Annotated in this window: 26 protein-coding genes and 3 tRNA genes; 18 read left to right on the top strand and 11 right to left on the bottom strand. The window is 69.0% G+C overall.

Annotation, left to right across the window (positions count from 1 at the left end; genetic code table 11):
* Positions 1–7: 7 nt before the first annotated feature.
* Positions 8–823: an MBL fold metallo-hydrolase gene (locus AC0NZN_RS11035; protein WP_474592351.1), complete on the bottom strand. Its 816-nt coding sequence runs from the start codon at positions 821–823 to the stop codon at positions 8–10.
* A 113-nt stretch (positions 824–936) separates the two neighbouring features.
* Here AC0NZN_RS11035 and nucS point away from each other — a divergent pair, with 113 nt between their 5' ends.
* The 3 genes from nucS to AC0NZN_RS11020 are packed head-to-tail and all read left to right on the top strand — an operon-like array spanning position 937 to position 4,406.
* On the top strand, positions 937–1,620 hold the full coding sequence (gene nucS / locus AC0NZN_RS11030) for an endonuclease NucS (protein WP_474592350.1): 684 nt from the start codon (positions 937–939) through the stop codon (positions 1,618–1,620).
* Positions 1,601–2,293 carry an HAD hydrolase-like protein gene (locus tag AC0NZN_RS11025; protein WP_474592349.1) on the top strand — a complete coding sequence of 231 codons (693 nt, stop codon included), beginning with the start codon at positions 1,601–1,603 and terminating at the stop codon, positions 2,291–2,293. The genes nucS and AC0NZN_RS11025 overlap by 20 nt, the downstream gene beginning before the upstream one ends.
* Before the next feature lie 40 nt (positions 2,294–2,333).
* On the top strand, positions 2,334–4,406 hold the full coding sequence (locus AC0NZN_RS11020; protein ID WP_474592348.1) for a bifunctional lysylphosphatidylglycerol flippase/synthetase MprF: 2,073 nt from the start codon (positions 2,334–2,336) through the stop codon (positions 4,404–4,406).
* A 60-nt stretch (positions 4,407–4,466) separates the two neighbouring features.
* On the opposite strand, the gene AC0NZN_RS11015 is transcribed toward AC0NZN_RS11020, so the two are convergent.
* The gene (locus AC0NZN_RS11015; protein WP_320942644.1) at positions 4,467–4,673 is read right to left on the bottom strand and encodes a cold-shock protein; all 207 of its coding nucleotides are present in this window, start codon (positions 4,671–4,673) and stop codon (positions 4,467–4,469) included.
* Positions 4,674–4,822: 149 nt separating this feature from the next.
* On the opposite strand from AC0NZN_RS11015, the gene AC0NZN_RS11010 reads away from it, so the two are divergent.
* Together AC0NZN_RS11010 and AC0NZN_RS11005 are read left to right on the top strand one after the other, a co-directional pair.
* Positions 4,823–5,467, top strand: a complete 645-nt coding sequence (locus AC0NZN_RS11010; protein WP_474592347.1) for a GntR family transcriptional regulator — start codon at positions 4,823–4,825, stop codon at positions 5,465–5,467.
* A 25-nt stretch (positions 5,468–5,492) separates the two neighbouring features.
* Positions 5,493–5,978: a GNAT family N-acetyltransferase gene (locus AC0NZN_RS11005; RefSeq protein ID WP_474592346.1), complete on the top strand. Its 486-nt coding sequence runs from the start codon at positions 5,493–5,495 to the stop codon at positions 5,976–5,978.
* A 46-nt stretch (positions 5,979–6,024) separates the two neighbouring features.
* Here AC0NZN_RS11005 and AC0NZN_RS11000 read toward each other — a convergent pair.
* Positions 6,025–6,108 (bottom strand) — tRNA-Leu (locus AC0NZN_RS11000).
* Positions 6,109–6,260: 152 nt separating this feature from the next.
* On the opposite strand from AC0NZN_RS11000, the gene AC0NZN_RS10995 reads away from it, so the two are divergent.
* The 7 genes from AC0NZN_RS10995 to pknB are packed head-to-tail and all read left to right on the top strand — an operon-like array spanning position 6,261 to position 15,255.
* Positions 6,261–7,001 (top strand): FhaA domain-containing protein, encoded by a 741-nt coding sequence (locus tag AC0NZN_RS10995; RefSeq protein ID WP_474592345.1) that lies wholly within the window; start codon positions 6,261–6,263, stop codon positions 6,999–7,001.
* The gene (locus tag AC0NZN_RS10990; RefSeq protein ID WP_474592344.1) at positions 6,998–7,543 is read left to right on the top strand and encodes an FHA domain-containing protein FhaB/FipA; all 546 of its coding nucleotides are present in this window, start codon (positions 6,998–7,000) and stop codon (positions 7,541–7,543) included. The genes AC0NZN_RS10995 and AC0NZN_RS10990 overlap by 4 nt, the downstream gene beginning before the upstream one ends.
* Positions 7,544–7,555: 12 nt before the next feature.
* Positions 7,556–8,794, top strand: coding sequence for a PP2C family protein-serine/threonine phosphatase (locus AC0NZN_RS10985; protein WP_474592343.1), 1,239 nt, complete (start codon positions 7,556–7,558; stop codon positions 8,792–8,794).
* Positions 8,791–10,254: an FtsW/RodA/SpoVE family cell cycle protein gene (locus AC0NZN_RS10980; protein WP_474592342.1), complete on the top strand. Its 1,464-nt coding sequence runs from the start codon at positions 8,791–8,793 to the stop codon at positions 10,252–10,254. The genes AC0NZN_RS10985 and AC0NZN_RS10980 overlap by 4 nt, the downstream gene beginning before the upstream one ends.
* Positions 10,255–10,312: 58 nt before the next feature.
* Positions 10,313–11,773 carry a peptidoglycan D,D-transpeptidase FtsI family protein gene (locus AC0NZN_RS10975; protein WP_474592341.1) on the top strand — a complete coding sequence of 487 codons (1,461 nt, stop codon included), beginning with the start codon at positions 10,313–10,315 and terminating at the stop codon, positions 11,771–11,773.
* Entirely contained in the window at positions 11,770–13,494 is a 1,725-nt protein-coding gene (locus AC0NZN_RS10970; protein WP_474592340.1) for a serine/threonine protein kinase, read from the top strand. The genes AC0NZN_RS10975 and AC0NZN_RS10970 overlap by 4 nt, the downstream gene beginning before the upstream one ends.
* A gap of 54 nt (positions 13,495–13,548) precedes the next feature.
* Positions 13,549–15,255: a Stk1 family PASTA domain-containing Ser/Thr kinase gene (gene pknB, locus AC0NZN_RS10965; RefSeq protein WP_474592339.1), complete on the top strand. Its 1,707-nt coding sequence runs from the start codon at positions 13,549–13,551 to the stop codon at positions 15,253–15,255.
* A gap of 8 nt (positions 15,256–15,263) precedes the next feature.
* On the opposite strand, the gene AC0NZN_RS10960 is transcribed toward pknB, so the two are convergent.
* The 3 genes from AC0NZN_RS10960 to AC0NZN_RS10950 are packed head-to-tail and all read right to left on the bottom strand — an operon-like array spanning position 15,264 to position 16,802.
* Positions 15,264–15,896, bottom strand: a complete 633-nt coding sequence (locus AC0NZN_RS10960; RefSeq protein WP_474592338.1) for an anthranilate synthase component II — start codon at positions 15,894–15,896, stop codon at positions 15,264–15,266.
* Positions 15,893–16,048: a hypothetical protein gene (locus AC0NZN_RS10955; protein ID WP_474592337.1), complete on the bottom strand. Its 156-nt coding sequence runs from the start codon at positions 16,046–16,048 to the stop codon at positions 15,893–15,895. Before AC0NZN_RS10955 ends, AC0NZN_RS10960 begins: the two co-directional genes overlap by 4 nt.
* 13 nt (positions 16,049–16,061) lie before the next feature.
* A complete protein-coding gene (locus AC0NZN_RS10950; protein ID WP_474592336.1) occupies positions 16,062–16,802 on the bottom strand; it encodes a class E sortase in 741 nt (246 codons plus the stop codon).
* A gap of 134 nt (positions 16,803–16,936) precedes the next feature.
* On the opposite strand from AC0NZN_RS10950, the gene AC0NZN_RS10945 reads away from it, so the two are divergent.
* Positions 16,937–17,176: a cell division protein CrgA gene (locus AC0NZN_RS10945; RefSeq protein WP_320942657.1), complete on the top strand. Its 240-nt coding sequence runs from the start codon at positions 16,937–16,939 to the stop codon at positions 17,174–17,176.
* 59 nt (positions 17,177–17,235) lie between these two features.
* On the opposite strand, the gene AC0NZN_RS10940 is transcribed toward AC0NZN_RS10945, so the two are convergent.
* Positions 17,236–18,120, bottom strand: a complete 885-nt coding sequence (locus tag AC0NZN_RS10940) for a rhomboid family intramembrane serine protease (RefSeq protein ID WP_474592335.1) — start codon at positions 18,118–18,120, stop codon at positions 17,236–17,238.
* 8 nt (positions 18,121–18,128) lie between these two features.
* On the bottom strand, positions 18,129–18,686 hold the full coding sequence (locus AC0NZN_RS10935; protein WP_474592334.1) for a peptidylprolyl isomerase: 558 nt from the start codon (positions 18,684–18,686) through the stop codon (positions 18,129–18,131).
* A 92-nt stretch (positions 18,687–18,778) separates the two neighbouring features.
* Here AC0NZN_RS10935 and AC0NZN_RS10930 point away from each other — a divergent pair, with 92 nt between their 5' ends.
* Both AC0NZN_RS10930 and AC0NZN_RS10925 read left to right on the top strand, forming a co-directional pair.
* Positions 18,779–19,312, top strand: coding sequence for a DNA helicase (locus tag AC0NZN_RS10930; RefSeq protein WP_474592333.1), 534 nt, complete (start codon positions 18,779–18,781; stop codon positions 19,310–19,312).
* Positions 19,313–19,359: 47 nt separating this feature from the next.
* A complete protein-coding gene (locus AC0NZN_RS10925) occupies positions 19,360–19,824 on the top strand; it encodes an aminoacyl-tRNA deacylase (protein ID WP_474592559.1) in 465 nt (154 codons plus the stop codon).
* On the opposite strand, the gene AC0NZN_RS10920 is transcribed toward AC0NZN_RS10925, so the two are convergent.
* Positions 19,818–20,249 carry an NUDIX hydrolase gene (locus AC0NZN_RS10920; RefSeq protein ID WP_474592332.1) on the bottom strand — a complete coding sequence of 144 codons (432 nt, stop codon included), beginning with the start codon at positions 20,247–20,249 and terminating at the stop codon, positions 19,818–19,820. The two genes, AC0NZN_RS10925 and AC0NZN_RS10920, sit on opposite strands and share 7 nt — an antisense overlap.
* Before the next feature lie 66 nt (positions 20,250–20,315).
* Between AC0NZN_RS10920 and AC0NZN_RS10915 the strand changes: the two genes are divergently transcribed.
* Genes AC0NZN_RS10915 through AC0NZN_RS10905 form a run of 3 tightly spaced genes read left to right on the top strand, consistent with a single transcriptional unit; the run spans position 20,316 to position 22,284 of the window.
* Positions 20,316–20,918, top strand: a complete 603-nt coding sequence (locus AC0NZN_RS10915) for a hypothetical protein (RefSeq protein WP_474592331.1) — start codon at positions 20,316–20,318, stop codon at positions 20,916–20,918.
* A complete protein-coding gene (locus tag AC0NZN_RS10910; protein WP_474592330.1) occupies positions 20,915–21,118 on the top strand; it encodes a DUF6186 family protein in 204 nt (67 codons plus the stop codon). Before AC0NZN_RS10915 ends, AC0NZN_RS10910 begins: the two co-directional genes overlap by 4 nt.
* Positions 21,119–21,162: 44 nt before the next feature.
* A complete protein-coding gene (locus AC0NZN_RS10905) occupies positions 21,163–22,284 on the top strand; it encodes a M24 family metallopeptidase (protein ID WP_474592329.1) in 1,122 nt (373 codons plus the stop codon).
* 11 nt (positions 22,285–22,295) lie between these two features.
* Here the strand turns inward: AC0NZN_RS10905 and AC0NZN_RS10900 are convergent.
* A tRNA-Ala gene (locus tag AC0NZN_RS10900) sits at positions 22,296–22,368 on the bottom strand.
* A 15-nt stretch (positions 22,369–22,383) separates the two neighbouring features.
* A tRNA-Ile gene (locus AC0NZN_RS10895) sits at positions 22,384–22,457 on the bottom strand.
* Between the last annotated feature and the right edge of the window lie 62 nt (positions 22,458–22,519).

Raw genomic sequence — 22,519 nt, 5'->3', positions numbered from 1 at the left:
CGAGGCATCAGGTCCGGTCGTCGAAGTCGCCGCGGACCCAGGCGATGTGCCGGTCGGCCGAGCGACGCACGACCGCGCGCGCCTCGGATGGGATGACGTTGTCGAAGTTGCCGTAGAGCCGGTCGAACGCGAAGCGCTCGACGTGGGCCGCGACCCGCTCGACGACAGCCCCCGACAGCGGGATGCGATTCGGGAAGCTCCACATGAAGCTGACGGACGTGCGGTCGGGGTTCGCGAAGATCGTGTCGCTCGAGAGCAGCACGCCCCTCCCTTCGGCGCCCGCCGCCCAATGCACGACGGCACTGCCGGGGAAGTGGCCACCGGGCTGTGTCAGCGTCACGCCCGGGAGCAGCTCGAGGTCGTCGGTCCACACGCGGATCGCGGGGTCGGTCCGCGCGACCCACTCCTTGTCCTTCTCGGCGATGAGCACCGGAACACCGCCGAGCGCGTGGCTCCACTCGACCTGCACGCCGTACATGTGCGGATGGCTCGCGAGGATCGCGACCACGGGCCCGAGCTCGCGGATCGCCTCGACGGCCGAGTCGTCGAGGTAGCCGATCGGATCGAACAGCAGGGAACCGGCATCCGTGCGCAGCAGCTTCGCCTGCTGCCCGATGCCCGCCCCGGGACGGCTCGTGATCCCCCACAGATCGGGTTCGATCTCAGCCATCTCCGTGCGGTAGCCCGCGTCCCGCATCTCCTCGAGCGTCGTCCATCGCTGCCCTTCGGCCGGGACCCATTGCCGCGGGTCCGCGCAGATCGCGCACACCTTCACGCGCTCCTCGTGCTCGACGGCACACGTTGCACAGATCCAGAAGGACACCGCAACCCCTCTCCCGCCGGGCGCCCAAACGGCCGGCATCCGTCCAGTCAAGCACGGGCGGACGACGTCGGGTCCGGGCCGAGCGCGCTCCCGGCCCCGGCTAGGCTCGAAGGGTGCGCCTTGTCATCGCCCGCTGCTCGGTGGACTACTCCGGGCGGCTGAACGCCCACCTGCCGCTGGCCACCCGGCTCCTGGTGCACAAGGGCGACGGCAGCCTGCTCGTGCACTCGGACGGCGGGTCGTACAAGCCGCTCAACTGGATGAGCCCGCCCTGCACGCTCACCGTCGAGGACCCGACGGGCGAGGGTGTCATCGAGCAGTGGCGCGTGACCCACGCCAAGTCGGGCGATGCGCTGGTGGTCCGCATCCATGAAGTCCTCCACGATTCGCTGCACGAGCTCGGGATCGATCCCGGCCTGCAGAAGGACGGCGTGGAGGCCGACCTGCAGCGCCTGCTCGCGGAACAGGTCGGGGTCATCGGCGAGGGAGTGACGCTCGTCCGCCGCGAGTTCCCGACGGCGATCGGCCCCGTGGACCTGCTGTTGCGCGATCCCGCCGGCGGCACGATCGCCGTCGAGGTCAAGCGCCGCGGCGACATCGACGGCGTCGAGCAGCTGACCCGGTACCTCGAGCTGCTGGGCCGCGACCCGCACCTCGCTCCCGTGACAGGCGTCTTCGCCGCACAGGAGATCAAGCCGCAGGCCAAGGTCCTCGCCGCGGACCGCGGCATCCGCTGCGTGACCCTCGACTACGACGAGATGAAGGGGATCGAGTCCGGTGCACCCCGCCTCTTCTGACTCCGCCCGCTCCCCCTGGACCTGCATCCTCTGGGACGTCGACGGCACGATCGTCGACGGATCGGATGCGATCCTCCGTCGACTGACGACGACTCTCGAGCACTTCGGCCTGCCCGCGGCCACGCGTGACGAGCTCTCGCACTGGATCGGCCCGCCCATGTTCGAGTCGTTCCAGCACAACGTCGGCATGACCCGCGACCAGGCCGCCGAGGCCGTCGCGTACTACCGGGGCCTGAGCAAGGCCGAGGGCTACACGGCCGGCGCGCGGCTGTACCCGGGCGTCGGCGAGCTCATCACCGAGCTGCACGCGTGCGGCATCCCGCAGGCGACGGCGAGCTCGAAGCCCGAGAACCAGGTCGTCGCACTGATGGACCACTTCTCGCTCGACGACTGCTTCGTCACGATCACCGGCGCGAGTCCCGACGAGCGGACCCTCGGCGCCAAGGCCGACATCGTGCGGGAGGCGCTGCGCCGTCTCGCGGCGGCCGGGGTCGACACGACGCGACCGGTGCTGATCGGCGACCGCCACCACGATGTCGACGGCGGGGCGCAGAACGACGTGCCCGTCATCTTCGTGCGGTGGGGTTTCAGCTGGCCGCACGAGGCGGCCGGCGCGCAGGCTGCCGTCGACGACGTCGATCAGCTGCGCGATCTTCTGCTCGTTCGCGGCTGAGCCATCTGGAGTTCCCACACGTCTTCAATAGGCTTCTGACGTGACGGATGCTGTGATGCCGACGTCGAATCGCGCCGTCGGCGTGATTCGGCGGATCCCCGCAACCCTCGCGATGGTCGCGGCGATCCTCGTCGTCGGCATCGTCTCGCGGGGGCTGTGGCATCCGTTCCGGCACAACCCGATGTGGGACACGTTCGCCTACGGTCTCCCCGCGTTCGAGGCGGGTCGCTTCTGGACCCCGTTCACCGGCACCTTCCTCATCGCGTGGCCGTGGATCTACATGATCGTGTTCCTCGGCTTCACCGGAATGGCCTACCTCGAGTACCGGCGCGGCTGGCGCGTCGCCCTGGCCTATTTCTGGGTCGGCCAGCTCTTCGCGATCTTCGGGGCCGCGCTGATCCTGTGGTTCTTCAGCAGCTTCACCGGGTGGGACTGGGCCCATGAGCAGGCCACCCATCTGGACGTCGGACCGGGCGCCGGGGTGCTGGCGTGCCTGGCGGCCTCCATCGGCCTCTTCCACGCGCCCTGGCGGGTCCGCGCGTGGACTCTCCTGCTGGCCTTCCTGTCCGTGGCGATGCTCTTCTGGGGCAACGTCCTCGACCTGCAGCACTTCCTCGGCGTCCTCCTGGTTCTGTCCGTGGACCGCAGCCTCCGCCTGCGCCGGACGACGGTGCGCGAGCAGCGGCTGCTCGCATTCCTCGGGCTGGTCACCCTCGGTGCGATCGAGATCATCGTGCTGATAGTGCCGACCGACGGTCTGTTCGGCTCGACGGCGCCGGTCTCGGGGTCGGCGCTCGACATCCTGACCGACATCGTCGTCATCGGCTTCGCGGCCAACGGCCTGCGGCGAGGGCGGCGCTGGGCATGGGTCGTCGCGATCATCCTCTCGATCGTCAACATGCTCAGCATGGCCCTGCTCATCCTGCTGATCTGGCTCGAAGGCCTGCCGGAGATGCACACCCTCCTCCGCGGCGACCCCGCGGTGTCCCTTGCCACCGGCATCCTCTGGATCGCCGCCTTCGTGTACCTGATCCTCGTGCGCGGGGCGTTCCAGGTGCGCCGCTCGTCGAAGCTGGGGCTGCAGCCCGCTCCCACCGTCGAGGACGTCAAGGCCGAGATCCGGAAGTACGGCGGCGGCACCCTGTCGTGGATGGCGACGTGGGACGACAACAGCTATCTGCGCACGTCCGACGGCATCGTCGCCTACCAGCGCAGGTCGGGCGTCGCGATCGCGCTGGGCGACCCGATCGGGCCCGCATCCGGCATCGCCCGCTCGACCCGGGAGTTCATCGAGGCCGTCGAGCACGAGGCGCTCATCCCCTGCTTCTTCAGCGCGACCTCGCCCACGAAGAACGCGGTCCCGGCGGGATGGCGGAGCCTCATCGTCGCCGACGACACCATCGTCGACCTCCCCGGCCTGGAATTCACCGGCAAGCGGTGGAACAACATCCGCACCGCGCTCAACCGCGCGGAGCGCGAGGGCGTGCAGTTCCGGCTCACGCATCTGCGCGACGAGCCGTGGGGCGTGCAGCAGCAGCTGCGGGCGATCTCGGAGATGTGGGTCGGCGACCGCGGGCTGCCGGAGATGTCGTTCACCCTCGGCACGCTCGACGAGGCGGCCGACCCCGAGGTGCGCCTCGCCCTCGCCGTCTCGGAGAACGGGGATGTGGAGGGATTCCTCTCGTGGCTCCCGCGCTACGGCCCCGGCGGTCACGTGATCGGGTGGACGCTCGACCTCATGCGCCGCCGCGAGGGCGGCTTCCCGACGGTCATGGAGTTCCTGCTCGGAGCCTCCGTGCGTGCCTTCCGGGACGAGGGCGCGCAGGTCGCGTCGCTGTCGGGAGCGCCGCTCACGCACGAGGGTCCGTCGGACCCGGGCATCATCGGCGATCTCACCGAGCGTCTCGCCACCGCCCTCGAGCCCGTCTACGGCTTCCAGGCGCTGCACCGGTTCAAGCAGAAGTTCCATCCGCGCTACGAGCGGATGTATCTCCTCTACCGCGAGGAGGGAGACCTCGCACGCATCGCCACCGGACTGACACGCGCCTTCCTACCCGACGCCACACTGCGCCAGTTCGCGGGCGCGGGTCTCGACCTCGTGCGTCGCGATTGAATCGCAGGGGTGAAGAAAGGGACCGGATGCCGCAGCATCCGGTCCCTTCGATCTCCGACGTCAGATCGGGCGGATGTTCTCCGCCTGCAGACCCTTCGGACCCTGCGCGACGTCGAATTCGACGCGCTGGTTCTCTTCCAGGCTGCGGTATCCGCTGGCCTCGATGGCCGTGTAGTGGGCGAAGACGTCGGCGCCGCCGTCATCCGGCGCGATGAAGCCGAAGCCCTTCTCCGAGTTGAACCACTTGACGGTGCCCTGCGTGCTCATGTACTGCCGTTCTCCTGCACTCCCCGGCGCGAGTGCACCGGCTTTGCGGACAACGCTAACGAATTCCGGGCGTTCGCACAGGAGCCAAATCGGAAGGTGACCGAAAAGTTGCGTGAAATGTCGCCCCGAGCCCTAGGATTGGGGCGCCCATGAGCACCGATGCTGCGCTTCCCCGACTCGAACCGCAGGGTGTGACTCTCCGCGACGATGTGTACTCCGTCATCGCGGAAGCCATCCTGGACGGACGCCTCGAACCCGGTTCGACACTGCGCGATGTCGATCTCGCCGCGAGCCTCGGGGTGTCTCGGACGCCGGTGCGCGAGGCACTCCAGCGCCTGCAGCGGATCGGACTCGTCGAGGTCTCCGCCAACCGCTGGACGCGGGTATCGGTGCCTGATCAGGGCCTTTACGAGGCGTCGCGCGAGTTCATGGTGTACATGATGGGCAACACCCTCAGCATCGCGCTGCCCCGCATCACGGACGAACAGCTCGAGACCGCCCTCATGATGCTGGACGAGATCATCGAGGCATCGGATGCCGACGAGCACACGCGTCTCGTCCGCGCCAACGCCACCTTCTTCCGCTACCTCACCGCGGCGAGCGGCAATCGCGTGCTGCTGCGCGTGCAGGACGAGGCGGAGTACGCGATGCGACGCAACACCGTCGGGTGGCGCCCTTACGGCGAGCATCCCGATCAGCGTCAGGTCGAATATCTCGCCTTGAGGGATGCCGTGGCCGCTCGCGACGGCGCGGCCGCGGAGGCGCTGATCCGCAAGCGCCACGGCTTCGCCTGACCGGGGCCCCGGGTAGGTTGGGGCCATGGGGCACATCGAGCTGCGCGACCTCGACGACGACGATCTGGACGCCATCTTCGAGATGATGCGCGACCCTGAGGCAGTCGCCCAGGCGGCGTTCACCGCGACCGATCCCGATGATCGCGCGGCCTTCGACGCCTGGATCGCGCGCCAGCGCGCCAACCGGGAGAACGCCCTGTTCGTGGTCACCGAGAACGGCGGATTCGCCGGCACGGCGGGCGCGTTCACGACCGACGGCGACCGCGAGATCACGTACTGGATCACCGGCCACGCGCGCGGGCGCGGCGTCGCCACCGAGGCCCTGCGACTGCTGGTGTCGCGCGAGCCCACGCGACCGCTGTTCGCCCGCGTCGCGTCACACAACGTCCGCTCGATCGCAGTCCTGGAGAGGGTCGGCTTCACCGAGATGTCGCGCATGATGTCCTTCGCCCCGGGCGTCGGCCGTGAGGTCGAGGAGCGCGTCTACAGCCTGCTCCCCGCCCTGGAGTGAGCCCGGGAGGAACGACGAAGGCCCCGGGAATCCCGGGGCCATCTCGTGCGCGAGGGGGGAGTTGAACCCCCACGCCCTTTCGGGCACTGGCACCTGAAGCCAGCGCGTCTGCCTATTCCGCCACTCGCGCGAGTCGTGGTCGCCCACGAACTCAACTTCACGAGGGTATCACGTCGCCGCGCGCCGCCCGAATCGGCGCGGATCCGCGGCTGGGCGTCTCGTTCACGGCCTCCCCAGCCTGTGCAACTAGCATGTAGCCACCGGATCGACCCGAGGAGTCGTGTGGGACTACTGGACAGCTTCGAGAAAGGTCTCGAGCGCGCCGTCAACGGCGCGTTCGCGAAGACCTTCCGCAGCGGCATTCAGCCTGTCGAGATCGCCTCGGCTCTGCGGAGCGAGCTCGACAAGAAGGCCGCCGTGGTGACACGCGACCGCATCCTGGCGCCCAACACGTTCACGGTCGCGCTGTCCTCGTCGGACAGCGAGCGCATGGCGGCACTGGGCAACACGCTCATCGATGAGCTGCACGACCTCGTCGAGGCGCATGCGAAGGCGCAGGGATACTCGTTCGCCGGTCCGGTCACCATCACGCTCGTCCGCGACGAGCAGCTGACGACGGGCACACTGCGGGTCGAGTCGCAGACCGCCGAGGGCAGGGTGTCGTGGCGTGCCGTCGTCGACATCGCCGGCAAGCGGCATCCCCTCATCACCTCCCGGACGGTGATCGGCCGGGGCAGCGACGCGGACATCACCGTGGCGGATGCCGGCACCAGCCGCAAGCACGTCGAGATCCTGTGGGACGGCGAGCGCGCGATGGTCCGCGACATGAACTCCACCAACGGCACGAGCCTCGACGGCCGCCGCGTCGTGGAGGCGGCGCTTCCGCCGGACTCGACGATCACCATCGGGCACACTGACATCGTCTTCCGCGTCGTCGCCCAGGCCGCGCCGCCCGTTCCGCCTCCCCCGCCGGCCGACTACACGCGTGCGTACGACCACCGCAGCGGGGGCGCCCTCTCGTGAGCGAGCTCACTCTCCTCCTCCTGCGCGTCGGGTTTCTCGTCCTGATGTGGTTCTTCGTGTTCGCGGTCGTCTACTCGCTGCGCGCCGATCTGTTCGGCGTCAAGGTCCGCCGCATGCCCGAGGTCCCCGCGCCCTCACCCGCGCCGGCCCCGGTAGCGAGCGCCGCGGCCGCCTCGGCATCCCCGACCGCTCCCGCTCCCTCCGTGCCCAGACCGGCGGCGGGCGGCAACGGCGCGCCCGCGACCCTCTCCTCCGTGTCGCGCATCGTCATCACGAGCGGCCCGAAGGCCGGCCTCGAGCTGCCTCTGGGGCGCGAGCCCCTCACCATCGGCCGCTCCAGCGAGTCGGGCCTCGTCGTCCGCGACGACTACACGTCGAGCCATCACGCGCGACTCGTCCTGTGGGGCGAGCAGTGGATGATCCAGGACCTGGACTCGACGAACGGCACATGGCACGACGGTCAGCGGGTGGCCTCGCCGGTGCCGGTGAAGGTCGGCGCACCGATCAAAGTGGGCGCCACGACGTTCGAGCTGCGGAAGTAGCCCGGACCCCTGATGGTCTTCGAAGGATCGAGCGCCGCGCTCTCCCATACCGGCAAGGTGCGGTCGAACAACCAGGACTCCGGCTACGCGGGGTCCAACCTGTTCGTGGTCGCCGACGGCATGGGCGGTCACGCGGGCGGAGACGTCGCCTCCAGCCTCGCGGTCCACCGCATGGAGGAGCTCGATCGCGCGTTCACCACGACCTCCGAAGCCGAGCGCGCGCTGCAGAGCGCCGTGTCGGATGCTGCGCACGACCTCATCTCGACCGTGAAGGCCCGCCCCGAGCTCGCCGGCATGGGCACGACCGTGAGTGCCCTGATCATGGTCGACGACTACGCCGTGATCGCGCACATCGGCGACTCGCGCATCTATCTGTTCCGCGAGGGCGCGCTCACGCAGATCACCACCGACCACACGTTCGTGCAGCGGCTCGTCGACTCGGGACGCATCACGGTCGAGGAGGCGCGGTACCACCCGCGCCGCTCGGTGCTCATGCGCGTGCTCGGAGACCAGGATCCCGATCCCGAGATCGACACCTTCATCATGCCGACGCAGCAGGGCGATCGCTGGCTGCTGTGCTCCGACGGCCTGTCGGGCGTCGTCGACGACCCGCATACCTCGAAGGCGCTCGGGCTCGGGCTCGCCCCCGGCCGCACGGCGGACCTCCTCCTCAAGCAGGCCCTCGACGGCGGGGCGCCGGACAACGTCACGATCGTCATCGTCGACGTGGGCGGCGCGCATCCGGTCTTCTCGGGAACCCCCACGATCGTCGGCTCGGCCTCCAACCCCCGCGGTGTCGAGGTGCCGGCCGCACGCGCGGGCCGGGCCGGGTGGCTGCACGCCGCGCGCGTCGCCGCCAATGAGCCCACGCACTTCGAGCCGGCCGCGGAGTTCCTCGAGGAGCTCATCGAGGAGGACAAGCGTCGCGCCCGTCGTCGCCGCATCGGATGGATCGTCGGCCTCCTCGTCGTCCTGGCCGCGTTCGCCGCGGGGCTGTTCGCCGCCTACCAGTGGACGCAGACCCGCTACTTCGTCGGCGCCGACGACGACACGGTGGTGATCTTCCGCGGGATCCAGCAGGACATCGGGCCGATCTCGCTCTCGTCGCCCTACGAGGACACGGGGCTCTCCCTGGACTCGCTGTCCGACTTCAATCGCGCCACGGTGGTGGCCACCATCCCCGCGTCGTCCCTCGCCGAGGCCGAGCAGATCGTGGCACGGCTCGAGTCGGTGTCAGGAGGTGGACAATGACGGATGCTGCCGCCACCGGCCCGCTGCGGTCCGAGGCTCCGCAGAAGACGGAGCCTCCGCGCACGACCCCGCCGCTGCGCGACGACGCCGGGACCTCCACCGACACCGCTGTGCTGCGCGCTCTGAAGAAGATCCGGGTGCCGCAGACGCGCCGCAACCGCGAACTCGGACTGCTCATCTTCGCGTTCGTCGTCAACGGCGCCGCCATCGCGCTCGTGCAGCTCGGTGCGGCGGGCCAGCTGGATCCGAAGTTCCTCATCTACCTCGGCGGCCTCACCGCGCTCGTCATCGCGCTGCACATCGTGCTCCGACTGCGGGCGAGGGATGCCGACCCCTTCGTGGTCCCGATCGCCACCCTCCTCACGGGCATCGGACTCGCCGAGATCTACCGCATCGACGTCGCCGTGCACCTGCACGGCTGGGCGGCCTACTCGACCCGTCAGCTGGCGTGGGCCGGCATCGCCCTCGTCGGCGCGATCGTGGTGGTGCTCCTGCTGCGCAACTACCGCGTGCTCTTCCGCTACACGTACATCGCCGGCTTCGTCGGCGTCTTCCTGCTCCTGCTGCCGATCGTCCCCGGCCTCGGCGCGAAGGCCAACGCCGACGTGTGGGTCTCCCTCGGCTTCTTCTCGTTCCAGCCGGGCGAGCTCGCGAAGATCGCCCTCGGCATCTTCTTCGCGGGGTACCTCGTCCGCACCCGCGAAAGCCTGACGTCCACCGGAACGCGCTTCCTCGGCCTGACGTGGCCGCGCGCCCGCGAGCTCGGCCCGATCCTCGTCGTCTGGGCGGTCTCGCTCGGCATCATCGTCCTGCAGCGCGACCTCGGCACCGGTCTCCTGATCTTCGGCATGTTCGTCGCGATGCTCTACGTCGCGACAGGCAAGACGAGCTGGGTCGTCCTCGGCGTCCTGCTCGCCGCGGGCGGCGCGTTCCTGGCGTCCCGCATCCTTCCGTACGTCGGCGGCCGCTTCGAGAACTGGCTCAACGCGTTCGATCCGGCGGTCATCAACGCCGACGGCGGCAGCTACCAGCTCCTGCAGGGCATCTTCGGGCTCGCGCAGGGCGGCCTCATCGGCACCGGCCTCGGCCAGGGCCGCCCGTACATCACGCCGCTGTCGCAGAGCGACTACATCTTCGCCAGCCTCGGCGAGGAGATCGGCCTCATCGGCGTCTTCGCCCTGCTGTGCCTCTACATGGTGTTCGCGAGCCGGGGCATCCGCATAGGCCTCGCCGGCCAGGACGATTTCGGCAAGCTGCTCGCGACCGGCCTGTCGTTCACGATCGCCCTGCAGGTGTTCATCATGGTCGGAGGCGTGACGCGCATCATCCCGCTCACGGGCCTGACGACGCCGTTCCTGGCGGCGGGCGGCTCGTCGCTGGTGGCGAACTGGATCATCGTGGCGCTGCTGCTGCGGATCTCGGATGCGGTCCGCAACCGCCCGAGGGTGGTGATCGGATGACACGCGGTACGCATCCCGGTGCACGCCGGCGCACCCGTCGCCCGAAGGGGGCGATCCGATGACGAAAGAGCTTCGACGACTGAGCATCGTCATCCTGTTCATGTTCCTCGCGCTGTTCGCGTCGACCACGATCATCCAGGTCGTGCAGGCGGACGCGCTCGCGCAGAACGCCCACAACACCCGTGCGCGCTACGACTCGTACGAGGTGCAGCGCGGCTCGATCATCGCGAGCGGCTCGGCGATCGCGTCATCGGTGCCGTCGAAGGACGTCTACGCGTGGCAGCGGGTGTACTCCGACGGCAGGATGTGGGCGCCGGTGACGGGCTGGTTCAACCCGGCGCTCGGCTCCGCCACCGGCATCGAGAAGGCCATGAACGGTGCGCTCGGCGGCACCGCCGGCTCGCTGTTCATCGCGCGCATCGAGCAAATCCTCACCGGCCAGCCGCCGCGCGGGGCGAACGTCGAGCTGTCGCTGGATGCGACGGTGCAGAAGGCGGCCTTCGACGCCCTGGGCAACCTGCAGGGCGCCGTGATCGCGATCGAGCCGAAGACCGGTCGCGTCCTCGCGATGGTGACGAGCCCGACGTACGACGCGAACACGCTCGCCTCGCACGACACCAAGGCGGTCAACGCGGCCTACGACGCGCTGAACGCCGACCCGGCGCATCCCCTGTACAACCGGGCGATCGCGGGCGACCTCAACCCGCCCGGATCGACATTCAAGCTCGTCACGGCCTCGGCCGCCCTGGCGACCGGCAAGTACACGCCGCAATCGACGTTGCCGAACCCCGCCGTGTACCAGCTCCCCCAATCGTCCTCCGTCGTGCACAACGACACGGGCGGCACGTGCGGTCCGGGCGACACGGTGACCATCGCCGACGCGCTGCGCCTCAGTTGCAACATCCCGATGGCGGAGCTCGCGGTCGAGCTCGGGGACGAGACGATCCGTGCCGAGGCCGAGAAGTACGGGTTCAACAAGAGCTTCAGCATCCCGCTCACCTCGACGCCGTCGACCTACCCGCGGTCGATCCAGGACGACGCGCAGACGGCGCTGAGCGGCTTCGGTCAGGGCAAGGTGCTCGCCTCGCCGCTGCAGATGGCGATGGTGTCGGCCGGTATCGCGAACGGCGGTGTCGTCATGAACCCGCGCATGGTCGACCGCGTGATCAACCCGGATCTCTCCGTGCAGCAGACGTTCGCGAGCACGGAATTCGGCCGGGCGCTGGACGCGAATCTGGATGCGCAGATGATTCAGATGATGGTCGCCAATGTCAGTGACGGCATTGCGACGAATGCAAGAATAGACGGGGTCGACGTGGGCGGTAAGACAGGCACGGCAGAGAACGGACCGGACAAGCCGTACACGCTCTGGTTCACCGGATTCGCGCCTGCCGAGAACCCGCAGGTCGCCGTTGCCGTCGTCGTCGAGAACGGTGGCGGCAAGGGGCAGTCAGGCAGCGGCAACACCATCGCCGCGCCGATCGCAAAGAAGGTCATGGAGGCGGTGCTGGGCAGATGAGACCGACGCAGGGAGTGACTTTCGGCGGGCGGTACGAGCTCGAGACTCGGATCGCGATCGGCGGCATGGGCGAGGTGTGGGAGGCCACCGACCACGTCATCGGCCGCACCGTCGCCATCAAGATCCTCAAGGACGAGTACATGGGCGACCCGGGCTTCCTCGAGCGATTCCGCGCTGAGGCCCGTCACGCCGCGCTCGTCAACCACGAGGGCATCGCGAGCGTGTTCGACTACGGCGAGGAGAACGGCAGCGCCTTCCTCGTGATGGAGCTCGTCCCCGGTGAGGCGCTGTCGACGATCCTCGAGCGCGAGGGTTCGCTGTCCACCGACAAGACTCTCGACATCGTCGCCCAGACGGCGGCGGCCCTTCAGGCGGCGCACGCCGCGGGCCTGGTGCACCGCGACATCAAGCCGGGCAACCTGCTGATCACACCCGACGGCCGCGTCAAGATCACCGACTTCGGCATCGCCCGCATCGCCGACCAGGTGCCGCTGACGGCGACCGGTCAGGTCATGGGCACGGTCCAGTACCTCTCGCCCGAGCAGGCCTCGGGGCACCCGGCATCCCCCGCCACCGACATCTACTCGCTCGGCATCGTGGCCTACGAGTCCCTCGCGGGCAAGCGTCCGTTCACGGGCGAGTCGCAGGTCGCCATCGCCATGGCGCAGATCAACGAGCAGCCGCCGCCGCTGCCGCCCACCGTGGCGCAGCCGGTGCAGAACTTCGTGATGACCATGATCGCGAAGAAGCCCGAGGACCGTCCGGCCACCGCGTCCGACGTGGCGCGGGCAGCCACGGCCCTCCGCCGCGGCGACGTCGCGTCCGCGGCCTCGGTGGTGCCGGCCATCGCGCTCGGTGTGGCCGGCCTTGCCGCGGCCGACGGCTTCACGCAGCTGCTCGGCACCCAGGGCACCGGCACCGCGACCCAGCTGATGCCTGCAGCGGACGCCGACGCCGTCGAGGAGTCGACGGAGAAGAAGAAGCGCAGCCCCTGGACGTGGCCGCTCATCGCGCTCATCGCCCTGCTGCTCATCGTCCTCGTCGGCACCTTGTGGGCCCTTCTCGCCAACGGCGGCAACGCCGCGGCGCCGATCACCTCGAAGACGCACTCGTCGGCCCCGCCGTCGGTCACGCCGAGCCCGACCCCGACGACCGTCGACATCGGCTCCCTCGGACTCGTGGGAATGCAGTGCGACGCCGCCCTGCAGAAGGCATCCACCGCGGGGCTCAGCCCCACGAAGAACCCGAACAGTCCCGCGGCTACGACGTCCAGCCAGCAGAACACCGTTGAGTCCACCAGTCCGTCCGCTGGAAATGCGCCACAGAACTCGGACATAACGATCACGTGCTACGGCAGCCTGACACCGATTCCGGCACCGAGCGCAGCGCCGACCGTCAACGGACAGGGCGCCGGCAACGTGACCGCGGGGGCGCCCGCCACGGTGGCATGGAAGGCATACACCTGCCCCGCCGGCTACTCGCTGAGCGGCTACACGGTGTCGACCGTCGTCGGCGCGTCGAAGACCGACACCAGCTTCCCGCCCAGCGCGACGACCGGATCGTTCACCGTTCCGAACCAGCCGGGACAGACGATGTCCGTCTCGTATGTCGCGCTCTGCTCCGGCAACGGACAGCAGCGCCAGTCCGACGCGTCGCCTGCCAGCAGCTTCCTGATCCAGGGTGCCTCCATCCCCACCCCGACCCCGACCCCGACTCCGTGACGCATGCCTGAGCGGCGATCGGAGGTCCGTGATCGAGCGTCGGTTAGGCTGGCGATGAACTCAGGGAGTGAAGTGTCGGCCGATCCTCGCGTGCTTTCGGGGCGCTATCGCGTCGACGAGCTGATCGGCCGCGGCGGCATGGCGACCGTCTACCGCGGCTACGATCTGACACTCGGCCGCGACGTCGCGATCAAGCTTCTCCATCGTGAGCTGGCGATGGATGCGGCGTTCCGCACGCGCTTCCGGCTCGAGGCCCAGGCGGCGTCGCGCATGGCGCACCCCTCGATCGTGCGCGTCTTCGACGCCGGCGAGGACACCGAGGAGGGTCCAGACGGCACACGGATGCCGGTGCCCTACATCGTCATGGAGCTCGTCGAGGGCACCCTGCTGAAGGATGTCATCGCCGAGGGACCGGTCGGCATCCAGGATTCCATCCGCTACACCGACGGGATCCTCGAGGCGCTCGAGTACTCGCACCGGGCAGGCGTGGTCCACCGCGACATCAAGCCGGGCAACGTCATGATCACGACGGCCGGGCAGGTCAAGGTCATGGACTTCGGCATCGCGCGTGCGGTATCCGACTCGTCCTCGACGGTCGCCGAGACGACGACGATCCTCGGCACCGCCGCGTACTTCTCCCCCGAGCAGGCGAAGGGCGAGTCCGTCGACGCGCGCGCCGACCTCTATTCCACCGGCGTGGTGCTGTTCGAGCTGCTCACCGGGCGCCAGCCGTTCCGCGGCGAGTCGCCGGTCGCCGTCGCCTACCAGCACGTCAGCGAGACGCCGGTGGCCCCGAGCGAGCTGGCACCCAGCATCCCCCGCTCGCTCGACGCGGTGGTGCTGCGTGCGCTCGCCAAGGACCCGTATCAGCGGTATCCGGATGCGGTCGCCTTCCGCACCGCTCTGGATGCGTCCGTCTACGGCGCCGGGCCCTCGCAGCGCCAGGTCGACACGCTCACGAACGAGCTGTACGGCCCGAGTACGAGGAACGCAGCCGACACCGCGCGCTCGCTGCGCCAGCTGAGCACCGACACGACCATGGCCCGCACGCAGTCCGCTCCGCCGGTGGCGTGGATCTGGGCAGGCGTCGCCCTCATCGCGGTGCTGCTCATCTCCCTGCTCTTCTGGGTCGTGACCCTCCGGCCCGCCAACGGTCCGCCACCGAACGCCAATGTGGTCCCCGACGTCACCTCGATGACCTACGCCAAGGCGAGTGAGATCCTCGGCAAGCAGGATCTCGTGTCGGTGCGCGTCGACGAGCCCAGCTCGAGCGTGACGCAGGGCAACGTCATCCGCACCGATCCGAGTGCGAACACGGCCGTCACGAAGGGGCAGAAGGTCGAGGTCTACGTGTCGAAGGGACCGCAGACCTCCACGGTCCCGACGCTCGTCGGCCTCCCGCAGGCGGGCGCGGAGCAGGCCATCAGGGATGCCGGGCTCCAGGTCGGCACCGAGACGCCGCAGGACGATCCCAACCAGTCCGCGGGCACCGTCCTGTCCGCCGACCAGCAGGCGGGCACCACAGTGCCGACCGGGACGGTCGTCAACATGGTCGTCGCGTCGGGACAGGTCGTCATCGTGGATGTCACGGGCTACACCGTGGATGCGGCGACCCGTCAGCTCAAGGATCTCGGCCTCACGGTCGCCACCGCCGACGATCCGTCGTGCTCAGCGTCCTCCAAGACGATCACCACGCAGTCGATCGCGCCCGGCAAGGCGCCGATCCACTCGACGATCACCCTCACGGTCTGCAGCGGCTGACCACGGTCTCAGAGCCGGTGCGGTGCCAGCAGCGCGCCGCGCTCGGCGGCTCCTTCTTCTCCGGTCTGCTCGAGCCAGTTGCCCAGCAGCCGGTACCCACCCTCGGTGAGGACGCTCTCCGGGTGGAACTGCACCCCCTGCACGGGCGCCGAGCGATGGCGGACGCCCATGATGACCCCCGCATCCGTGTGCGCCGTCACGACGAGCTCAGCCGGGACCGTCTCCGGCACGATCGCCAAGGAGTGGTACCGGCCGGCGGTGAACGGGTCGGCCAGACCAGCGAACAGCGGATCGCCCTCGTGGTGCACGAGGGACGTCATCCCATGCATGAGCTCGGGCGCGTGGTCCACGTGCGCGCCGAACGCCTCGGCGATCGCCTGATGGCCGAGACACACGCCGAGCAGCGGGATGCGGTCCGCCGCGGCGGCCCTCACCACGGCGATGGAGGCGCCGGCGCCGGCGGGCGCTCCCGGGCCGGGCGAGACGAGCACGCCGTCGTATCCCGCGATCGCCCGGGACACGGCATCCGTCGCGATCTCGTCCGCCTCCACGAGCGCGACGTCGGACCCCAGCTCGCGGAGGTAGTCGACGAGGGTGAAGACGAAGCTGTCGTGGTTGTCAACCACGAGGATGCGGCTCACGAGACGGTGACGTCCTGCGGGTCGATGATGGTGCTCACCCACGGGAAGACGAACCAGAACAGCGCGTAGAGCACCGCGGCGGCCAGCGCGAGGATGATGACCACCCGCACCCACCAGGGGCCGGGGAGGATGCGCCAGAGGGCTGCGTACATCAGTCGACCGTCCTCACGACACCGGATCGAGGGATGCGGGCGCCCCCGCCGAGCGCGGCGTGAACGCGTCGAACGCGCTGTAGGCGACGATGCGCTCCGCCTTCGAGTACATCGGGCTGCAGCTCGTCATGGTGAGGTACTTGCCGTCCGCCGCGACGCCGACCTGCTGCGGCACGGGCAGCAGCACCTCCACCGCATCAGGCTTCACGTACTCCAGCGTACGGAACCTGTACGTGTACCAGCCGGCCGGCGTCTCCATCACGATGGCGTCGCCGACGTGGAGCGTCCCGATCAGGTTGAAGGGCTTGCCGAACGTCGTGCGGTGCGCGGCGACCGCCATGTTTCCGGTGTCGCCGGGCATCGCCGTGTCCGGGTAATGCCCGATGCCGATGGGATCGAGGGTCTTCGGGCGTGTGACACCGCCGGCCATGCGCACGGCATAGTCCGAGCCGAAGCGCGGAATGTGCATGACGGCGAACACCTGCCCGTTGCCCGGCTGTGCCATGACCACGGGGTCCGCGGTGACCGTCGTCGGCGCGGTCGTCTGCGACGGCGACGGATCGTTCGACCCGGAGGGCGTCGGCGAGACCGTCGGCGCCGGCGCTGCCGCCCACTGCTGCGAGAGGGAGTTGCCGACCGCGTCGTTCTGCGCACCGATGATCCAGTCCCCGATCCACAGCTGCCAGGCGACGAAGAGCAGCGACACCACGCCGAGCGTGATGAGCACCTCTCCGAGCACGCCGAGAACGCTCACCCGGCGTCGAGGACGTCGATGACGTCCTGTGACACCCGGCGGCTCCGCTGCCCCAGACATGGGAACCTCTGACACATCATGAGTCTACGGGGGCACGATTAAGAGCCCGCCGACGATCCGCCTACAATAACGGCATGGCACGATCAGGCAAGGGTGACGATCAGCTCACCGAACGGAGCGACGCAGACGCGGCGCCGAACCCGGTGTGGTTCAAGCCCATCATGATCGGACTGATGCTCGTCGGTCTGGTGTGGGTGCTGGTCTTCTATCTCTCCGCCCAGCAGTACCCCATTCCGGGGATCGGCGCGTGGAACCTCGTCATCGGCTTCGGCATCGCGTTCGTAGGCTTCCTGATGACGACGCGCTGGCGCTGAGGATCACACGAATTACACCGGTGTGATTCATCCCCAGCTGGGGATGAACCTGTGGATAACTATCCGTAGATGAACACGGGGACGACAAGCAGCGCCAGCAGCGCCGCGACGATCACGCCGAGCAGTACGACCTGCACCCGCCTCTGACCGCGAGCCCGAGTGCGGGCGAGGACGAGTCCCACGGCCGCACCCGTGACCAGGCCGCCGACGTGCGCCTGCCAGGCGACCGTCATGCCAGGCAGGAATCCGATCACGAGGTTGATCGCGATCACGACGGCGATGCCTGCGACATCCGCACCGATGTGGCGGCCGATGACCAGCAGTGCGCCGAAGAGCCCGAAGATCGCACCGGAGGCGCCCACGACGGGGGTGTCGAACGCCAGCAGGGCGACTCCCGCCGCCCCTCCGAGGCCGCTGATGAGGTATGCCGCGACGAAGCGTCCATGACCGATCAGCGGCTCGAGGAGGCGCCCGATCATCCACAGCGTCAGCATGTTCAGGCCCACATGGATCCAACCCGAGTGGACGAACATCATCGTGATCGGGCGCCACGGCTCGAAGTGGCCGGTGAGCCCCGGGTAGAGGTAGGGCGCATAGAACACGAGCCAGGTCTGCAGCCCCGGCACCAGCTGCTGCGCGAAGAACACCACCGCGGTGATCCCGATCAGCCAGTACGTCGCGAGTGGTCGCGTATCGAGCGCCTGCAGCGTGCTGGTGCGGGCGCGCGGCATCCGTCTCATCGACGACTGCCGCCTCGCCTGTGTGGCCTGCTGCTCCTTGCGACCCTCGGCGAGGCATTCGGGGCAGATGACGCCGACCGGTGCCTGCGTCTGACACTCCGGACAGATCGTGCGCAGGCACCGCTGGCAGAGCACGAAGCTCTGCCGGTCGGGATGCCGGTAGCAGTAGTTGTCGCGGTTGTTCGCGAACTCGGCCGATGTCACGGCTGGGGTCAGACCTCGGAGATGTCGATCGACTCGAGGACGACGGGCTCGATCGGACGGTCCTGCGCACCCGTCGGGACATCGCTGATCGCGTCGACGACACGGCGCGACTCGTCGTCCGCGACCTCGCCGAAGATCGTGTGCTTGCCCTGCAGCCACGGGGTCGGGTCGGTGGTGATGAAGAACTGCGAGCCGTTCGTGCCCTCGACGGCGCCCGTGATCGCGTTGCGACGCAGGCCTGCGTTCGCCATCGCGAGGATGTACGGCTTCGAGAAGTCGAGCTCGGGGTGGATCTCGTCGTTGAAGTTGTAGCCCGGGCCGCCGGTGCCCTGGCCGAGCGGATCGCCGCCCTGGATCATGAACCCGGGGATGATGCGGTGGAAGACGACGTTCTGGTACAGCGGGCCCTCGCCCGGCTTGCCCGTCGCGGGGTTCGTCCACGCTCCGCTGCCGTCGGCGAGACCGATGAAGTTCTGGACGGTGCGGGGTGCGTGGTCCCCGTAGAGGTTGACGACGATGTCGCCGTGGTTGGTGTGCAGAGTGGCGACAGCGGTGTGGTTGACCATGCCGACATTCTTTCAGAGTTCTGTAGATCCCCTCCCTGTACGGGTGGCCTCTGGCAGGATAGGGAGACCATCCATCGACAGGAGGGCATCCCGTGAGCGTCAGTCGCAAGCGCAAGAAGGAACTCCGCCGGCTGCAGGGCCAGGCGACTCAGCTGTGGGAGGCGCAGCAGGTGCTGGTCGGCGAGGCGGCGAATGTCGCCCGCGAGGCCGGTCGCCAGCTGGGCGCCTACAACCGCGAGACGGTCGTGCCCGTCGTGCAGGCCAACTATGAGAAGTACGCGGCACCGTATGTCGACAAGGGCCTGAAGTTCTCCCGCCACGTCTACTCCGACCGCATCGTGCCCGCCGCAGGCGCGGCTCTCGGCTCGGCTCTCGAGGTGTGGGACGTCGCGAACGAGACGCGCGCCGGTGCCGCCGTCGCGCGGGGCACGGACGCCGTCCGCAAGTTCGCGTCCAAGACGCCCGTCGTCGAGCCGCAGAAGAAGGGCATCGGCGCGGGAGGGGTCATCGCGATCATCCTCGGCGTCGCGGCCGCAGTCGGTGTGCTCTACGCCGCCTGGCAGACGCTGCGCGCGGACGACGAGCTGTGGGTCGCGGACGACCCGCTGCGCGCGCCCGAGGAGTGAGCGACTCGGCGTCCGATCCGGCGTCGGAAGCCGACCCGGTCGCCCGCGTGCGGGCGGCCGCATCGGCGCGCGGTCTGTCGATCGAGGTGCGTGAGCGACCTGCGGCCCGCAGCCTGACCGAGGCGGCGGAGATCCTGGGGCTGCGTCCGGCCGACATCGTGAAGACCCTCGTGGTCAAGCGCTCGGACGACACGTACCTGTTCGCGCTCATCCCCGGCGACCGGGGGATCTCGTGGTCGAAGCTGCGCGCTGTGGTCGGTGTGAACAAGCTGCAGCTGCCCGACCCCGGGCGCGCGCTGGATGCCACGGGGTACGTGCGCGGCACGATCACCCCCATCGGCAGCACGACCGAATGGCCTGTGTACGCCGACACCGACATCGTCGGCCGACGCATCGCGATGGGCGCAGGTGCTCACGGCTACAGCGTGTTCCTCGAAGCCGACGATCTCATCGACGCGTACGGGGCCACCGTGGCCGATATCTCCGTCCCCGTGGAGGACCTCGGTCAGTAGTCGATACCGGCCATGCCGAGCGAGATGTCGACCAGCCGGACACGGTGCAGCGCCGCGACGTCCTTGAGGGCGAACCAGCCCGCCCGGTCGGTGGAGCCACCCAGCTCGTTGCGGAGGCGACCGCCCGTCACCCGCGCGCGATAGACGATGCGCAGCGTGTGCAGCGGCCCGTTCGCACCCGGTGAGATGCGGTGCGACTCGGGGATGACCTGGGAGTGGATGCCGAGCAGCTCGTCGATGCGCACGCGATACCCCGTCTCCTCGCGCACTTCACGGCGCACCGCATCCTCCGGGTCTTCGCCGTCCTCGAGACCACCGCCCGGCATGGTCCATCCGGACCGGCCGTTCTCGTTCCAATGAGCGAGCAGGAGTCGGCCGTCATCGTCGTGCCTGACGACGGCGTATGCGGCGACGCGCATGTCCATGACGACACCATACCCATGCGCGGGCCCGGGGCCGCCCAACGAGTAGAGTCCAGGCAGGGGAACACCGTGAGCACGCAACCGGCATCCGAGGACCGCGCCGACGGCGCGGTGCGCCGTCGGCCACGATGGTCGGAGCTCGGGTGGATCGCCGTCCTCGCAGCCATCGGCATCGTTCAGGTGATCCGCCAGCAGTGGTTCGATGCGGGGATCTACGCACTGATCGTCGTGTTGATCGGGGCCGACGCCACGGGCATGCTTCCGGACCGCATCCTCAGGCGGTCGCGACCTCTTCGCGTGATACTGGTCGCCGCGACTGCGTTCGGCATCGCCCTATGGATCGCACCACGGCACAGCCCTGTGATGATCGCGGCGGTCGTGATCATCGGCGTCGCGGCGGTGATGGCTGCATGGCCGGGAGCACGAGGACCGGCGGCGCACTGGCCGCGCGGCACCGTGCGGCTCGCGCGCGCCTGGGCACTGTGCGTCATCGCCGGATGCCTCTGGGAGCTCGGCGAGTTCGTCGCCACGCGCATCGCCCCGCACAAGACGGCGGACTCTCTGAGCGACATCGCGAACCCCGTCCTGTCGACGGGCGTCGGGCAGGTCGTCTTCGCCGCGGTCTGGCTGATCGCCGGTGTCTGGCTGCTGCGTCGAGGGAGGCGATCGTGATCTTCAGCTTCCTGTTCTTCGGCGCGTGCGCCGTGGCGCTGATCATCGCCACGTGGTGGATGCACCGGGTGGATGCGGAGGCCACCGTCACCGCGCTGTTCGACCAGATCATGACGTCGCGCGCGGCGCGGGTCGCGATCATCGTGATGTGGTGGTGGATCGGCTGGCATTTCCTCGCCGGTCAGACGGTGGACGTGTGAGCCCGCACTGGCCCCGCGGCGTGTGGCGGCAATAGCGTGGAGCGGTGACCCCCCTCCCCTTCCCCGCCGATGTCTATGCCGCGCGCGTGAAGCGCGCACGCTCGCTCACCCGGGAGAGCGGACTGGATGCCGTCATCGTGGGACCGGGAGCCGACCTCGCCTACCTCGTCGGCATCGAAGGCGACACGATCGAGCGGCTCACGGCCCTCGTCATTCCCGCGGACGGTGAGCCGTCGCTGATCGTTCCCCGCATGGAACTGGCCAAGGTCCGCGGAACGGCTGTGTCACTCCTCGATCTGCAGGTCATCGACTGGGTCGACGGCGACGACCCGCACGGCCTGGTTCGATTCGCCATGCCTGCGGCGCCCTCCCGGGTGGCTGTGTCGGACTCACTGCCGGCGATGCACGTGATCCCGATCGGCGAGCGCCTCGGCGTCCGACTCGAGCTTGCGACGCCGGTGCTGCGCGAGGGCCGGATGATCAAAGACATGGCGGAGATCGTCGAGCTGCGACGTGCGGGCGCGGCGATCGATGCGGTCCACCGCCGGGTGCCCGGGATGCTGCGACCCGGCCGCACTGAGCGCGACATCGCATCCGAAATCGCTGCGGCGATCGTCGAGGAGGGTCACCGGACGGCCGACTTCGCGATCGTGGGATCGGGCCCGAACGGCGCCGACCCGCACCATGAGGTCTCCGATCGGGTGATCGAGGACGGCGACATCGTGGTGGTGGACATCGGCGGCCCCGTGCCCTCGGGCTACAACTCCGACAGCACCCGGACGTATGTCGTCGGGACGCCGGATCCTCAGGCCGCCGAACTCATCGAGATCCTTGTGCGAGCCCAGCAGGCGGCCGTGGATGCGGTGCGCCCCGGCGTGACCGCCGAGCAGGTGGATGCCGCGGCCCGGGACGTGCTCGCCGCAGCGGGACTGGCGGATGCCTTCCTCCACCGCACCGGCCACGGCATCGGCGTCTCGGTGCACGAGGAGCCGTACATCGCGCCGGACAACCAGCTCGTGCTGCGGGAGGGCATGGCCTTCAGCATCGAACCCGGGATCTACTTCCCGGGTCGGTGGGGAGCGCGCATCGAGGACATCGTGGTCGTGACGGCAGAGGGATGCGAACGCCTGAACACGACACCGCACGGTCTGACGCCGGCGGGCTGATGCGGAAACTGTGGAGCCTAGGAGATTCGAACTCCTGACATCCTGCTTGCAAAGCAGGCGCTCTACCAACTGAGCTAAGGCCCCGGGACCAGGGGAGAGTGGGGCTACCAGGACTTGAACCTGGGACCTCTTCATTATCAGTGAAGCGCTCTAACCGCCTGAGCTATAGCCCCGTTCGTCGGCGATTCTCTCGCCGTCAACCTGCAAGACTTTACCGGACTCCGCGCGATTTCAC

Source organism: Microbacterium sp. sgz311019 (genome assembly GCF_056135325.1).
Note: the sequence above shows the minus strand (reverse complement) of the source record. Positions and strands in the feature narration are given on the sequence as shown.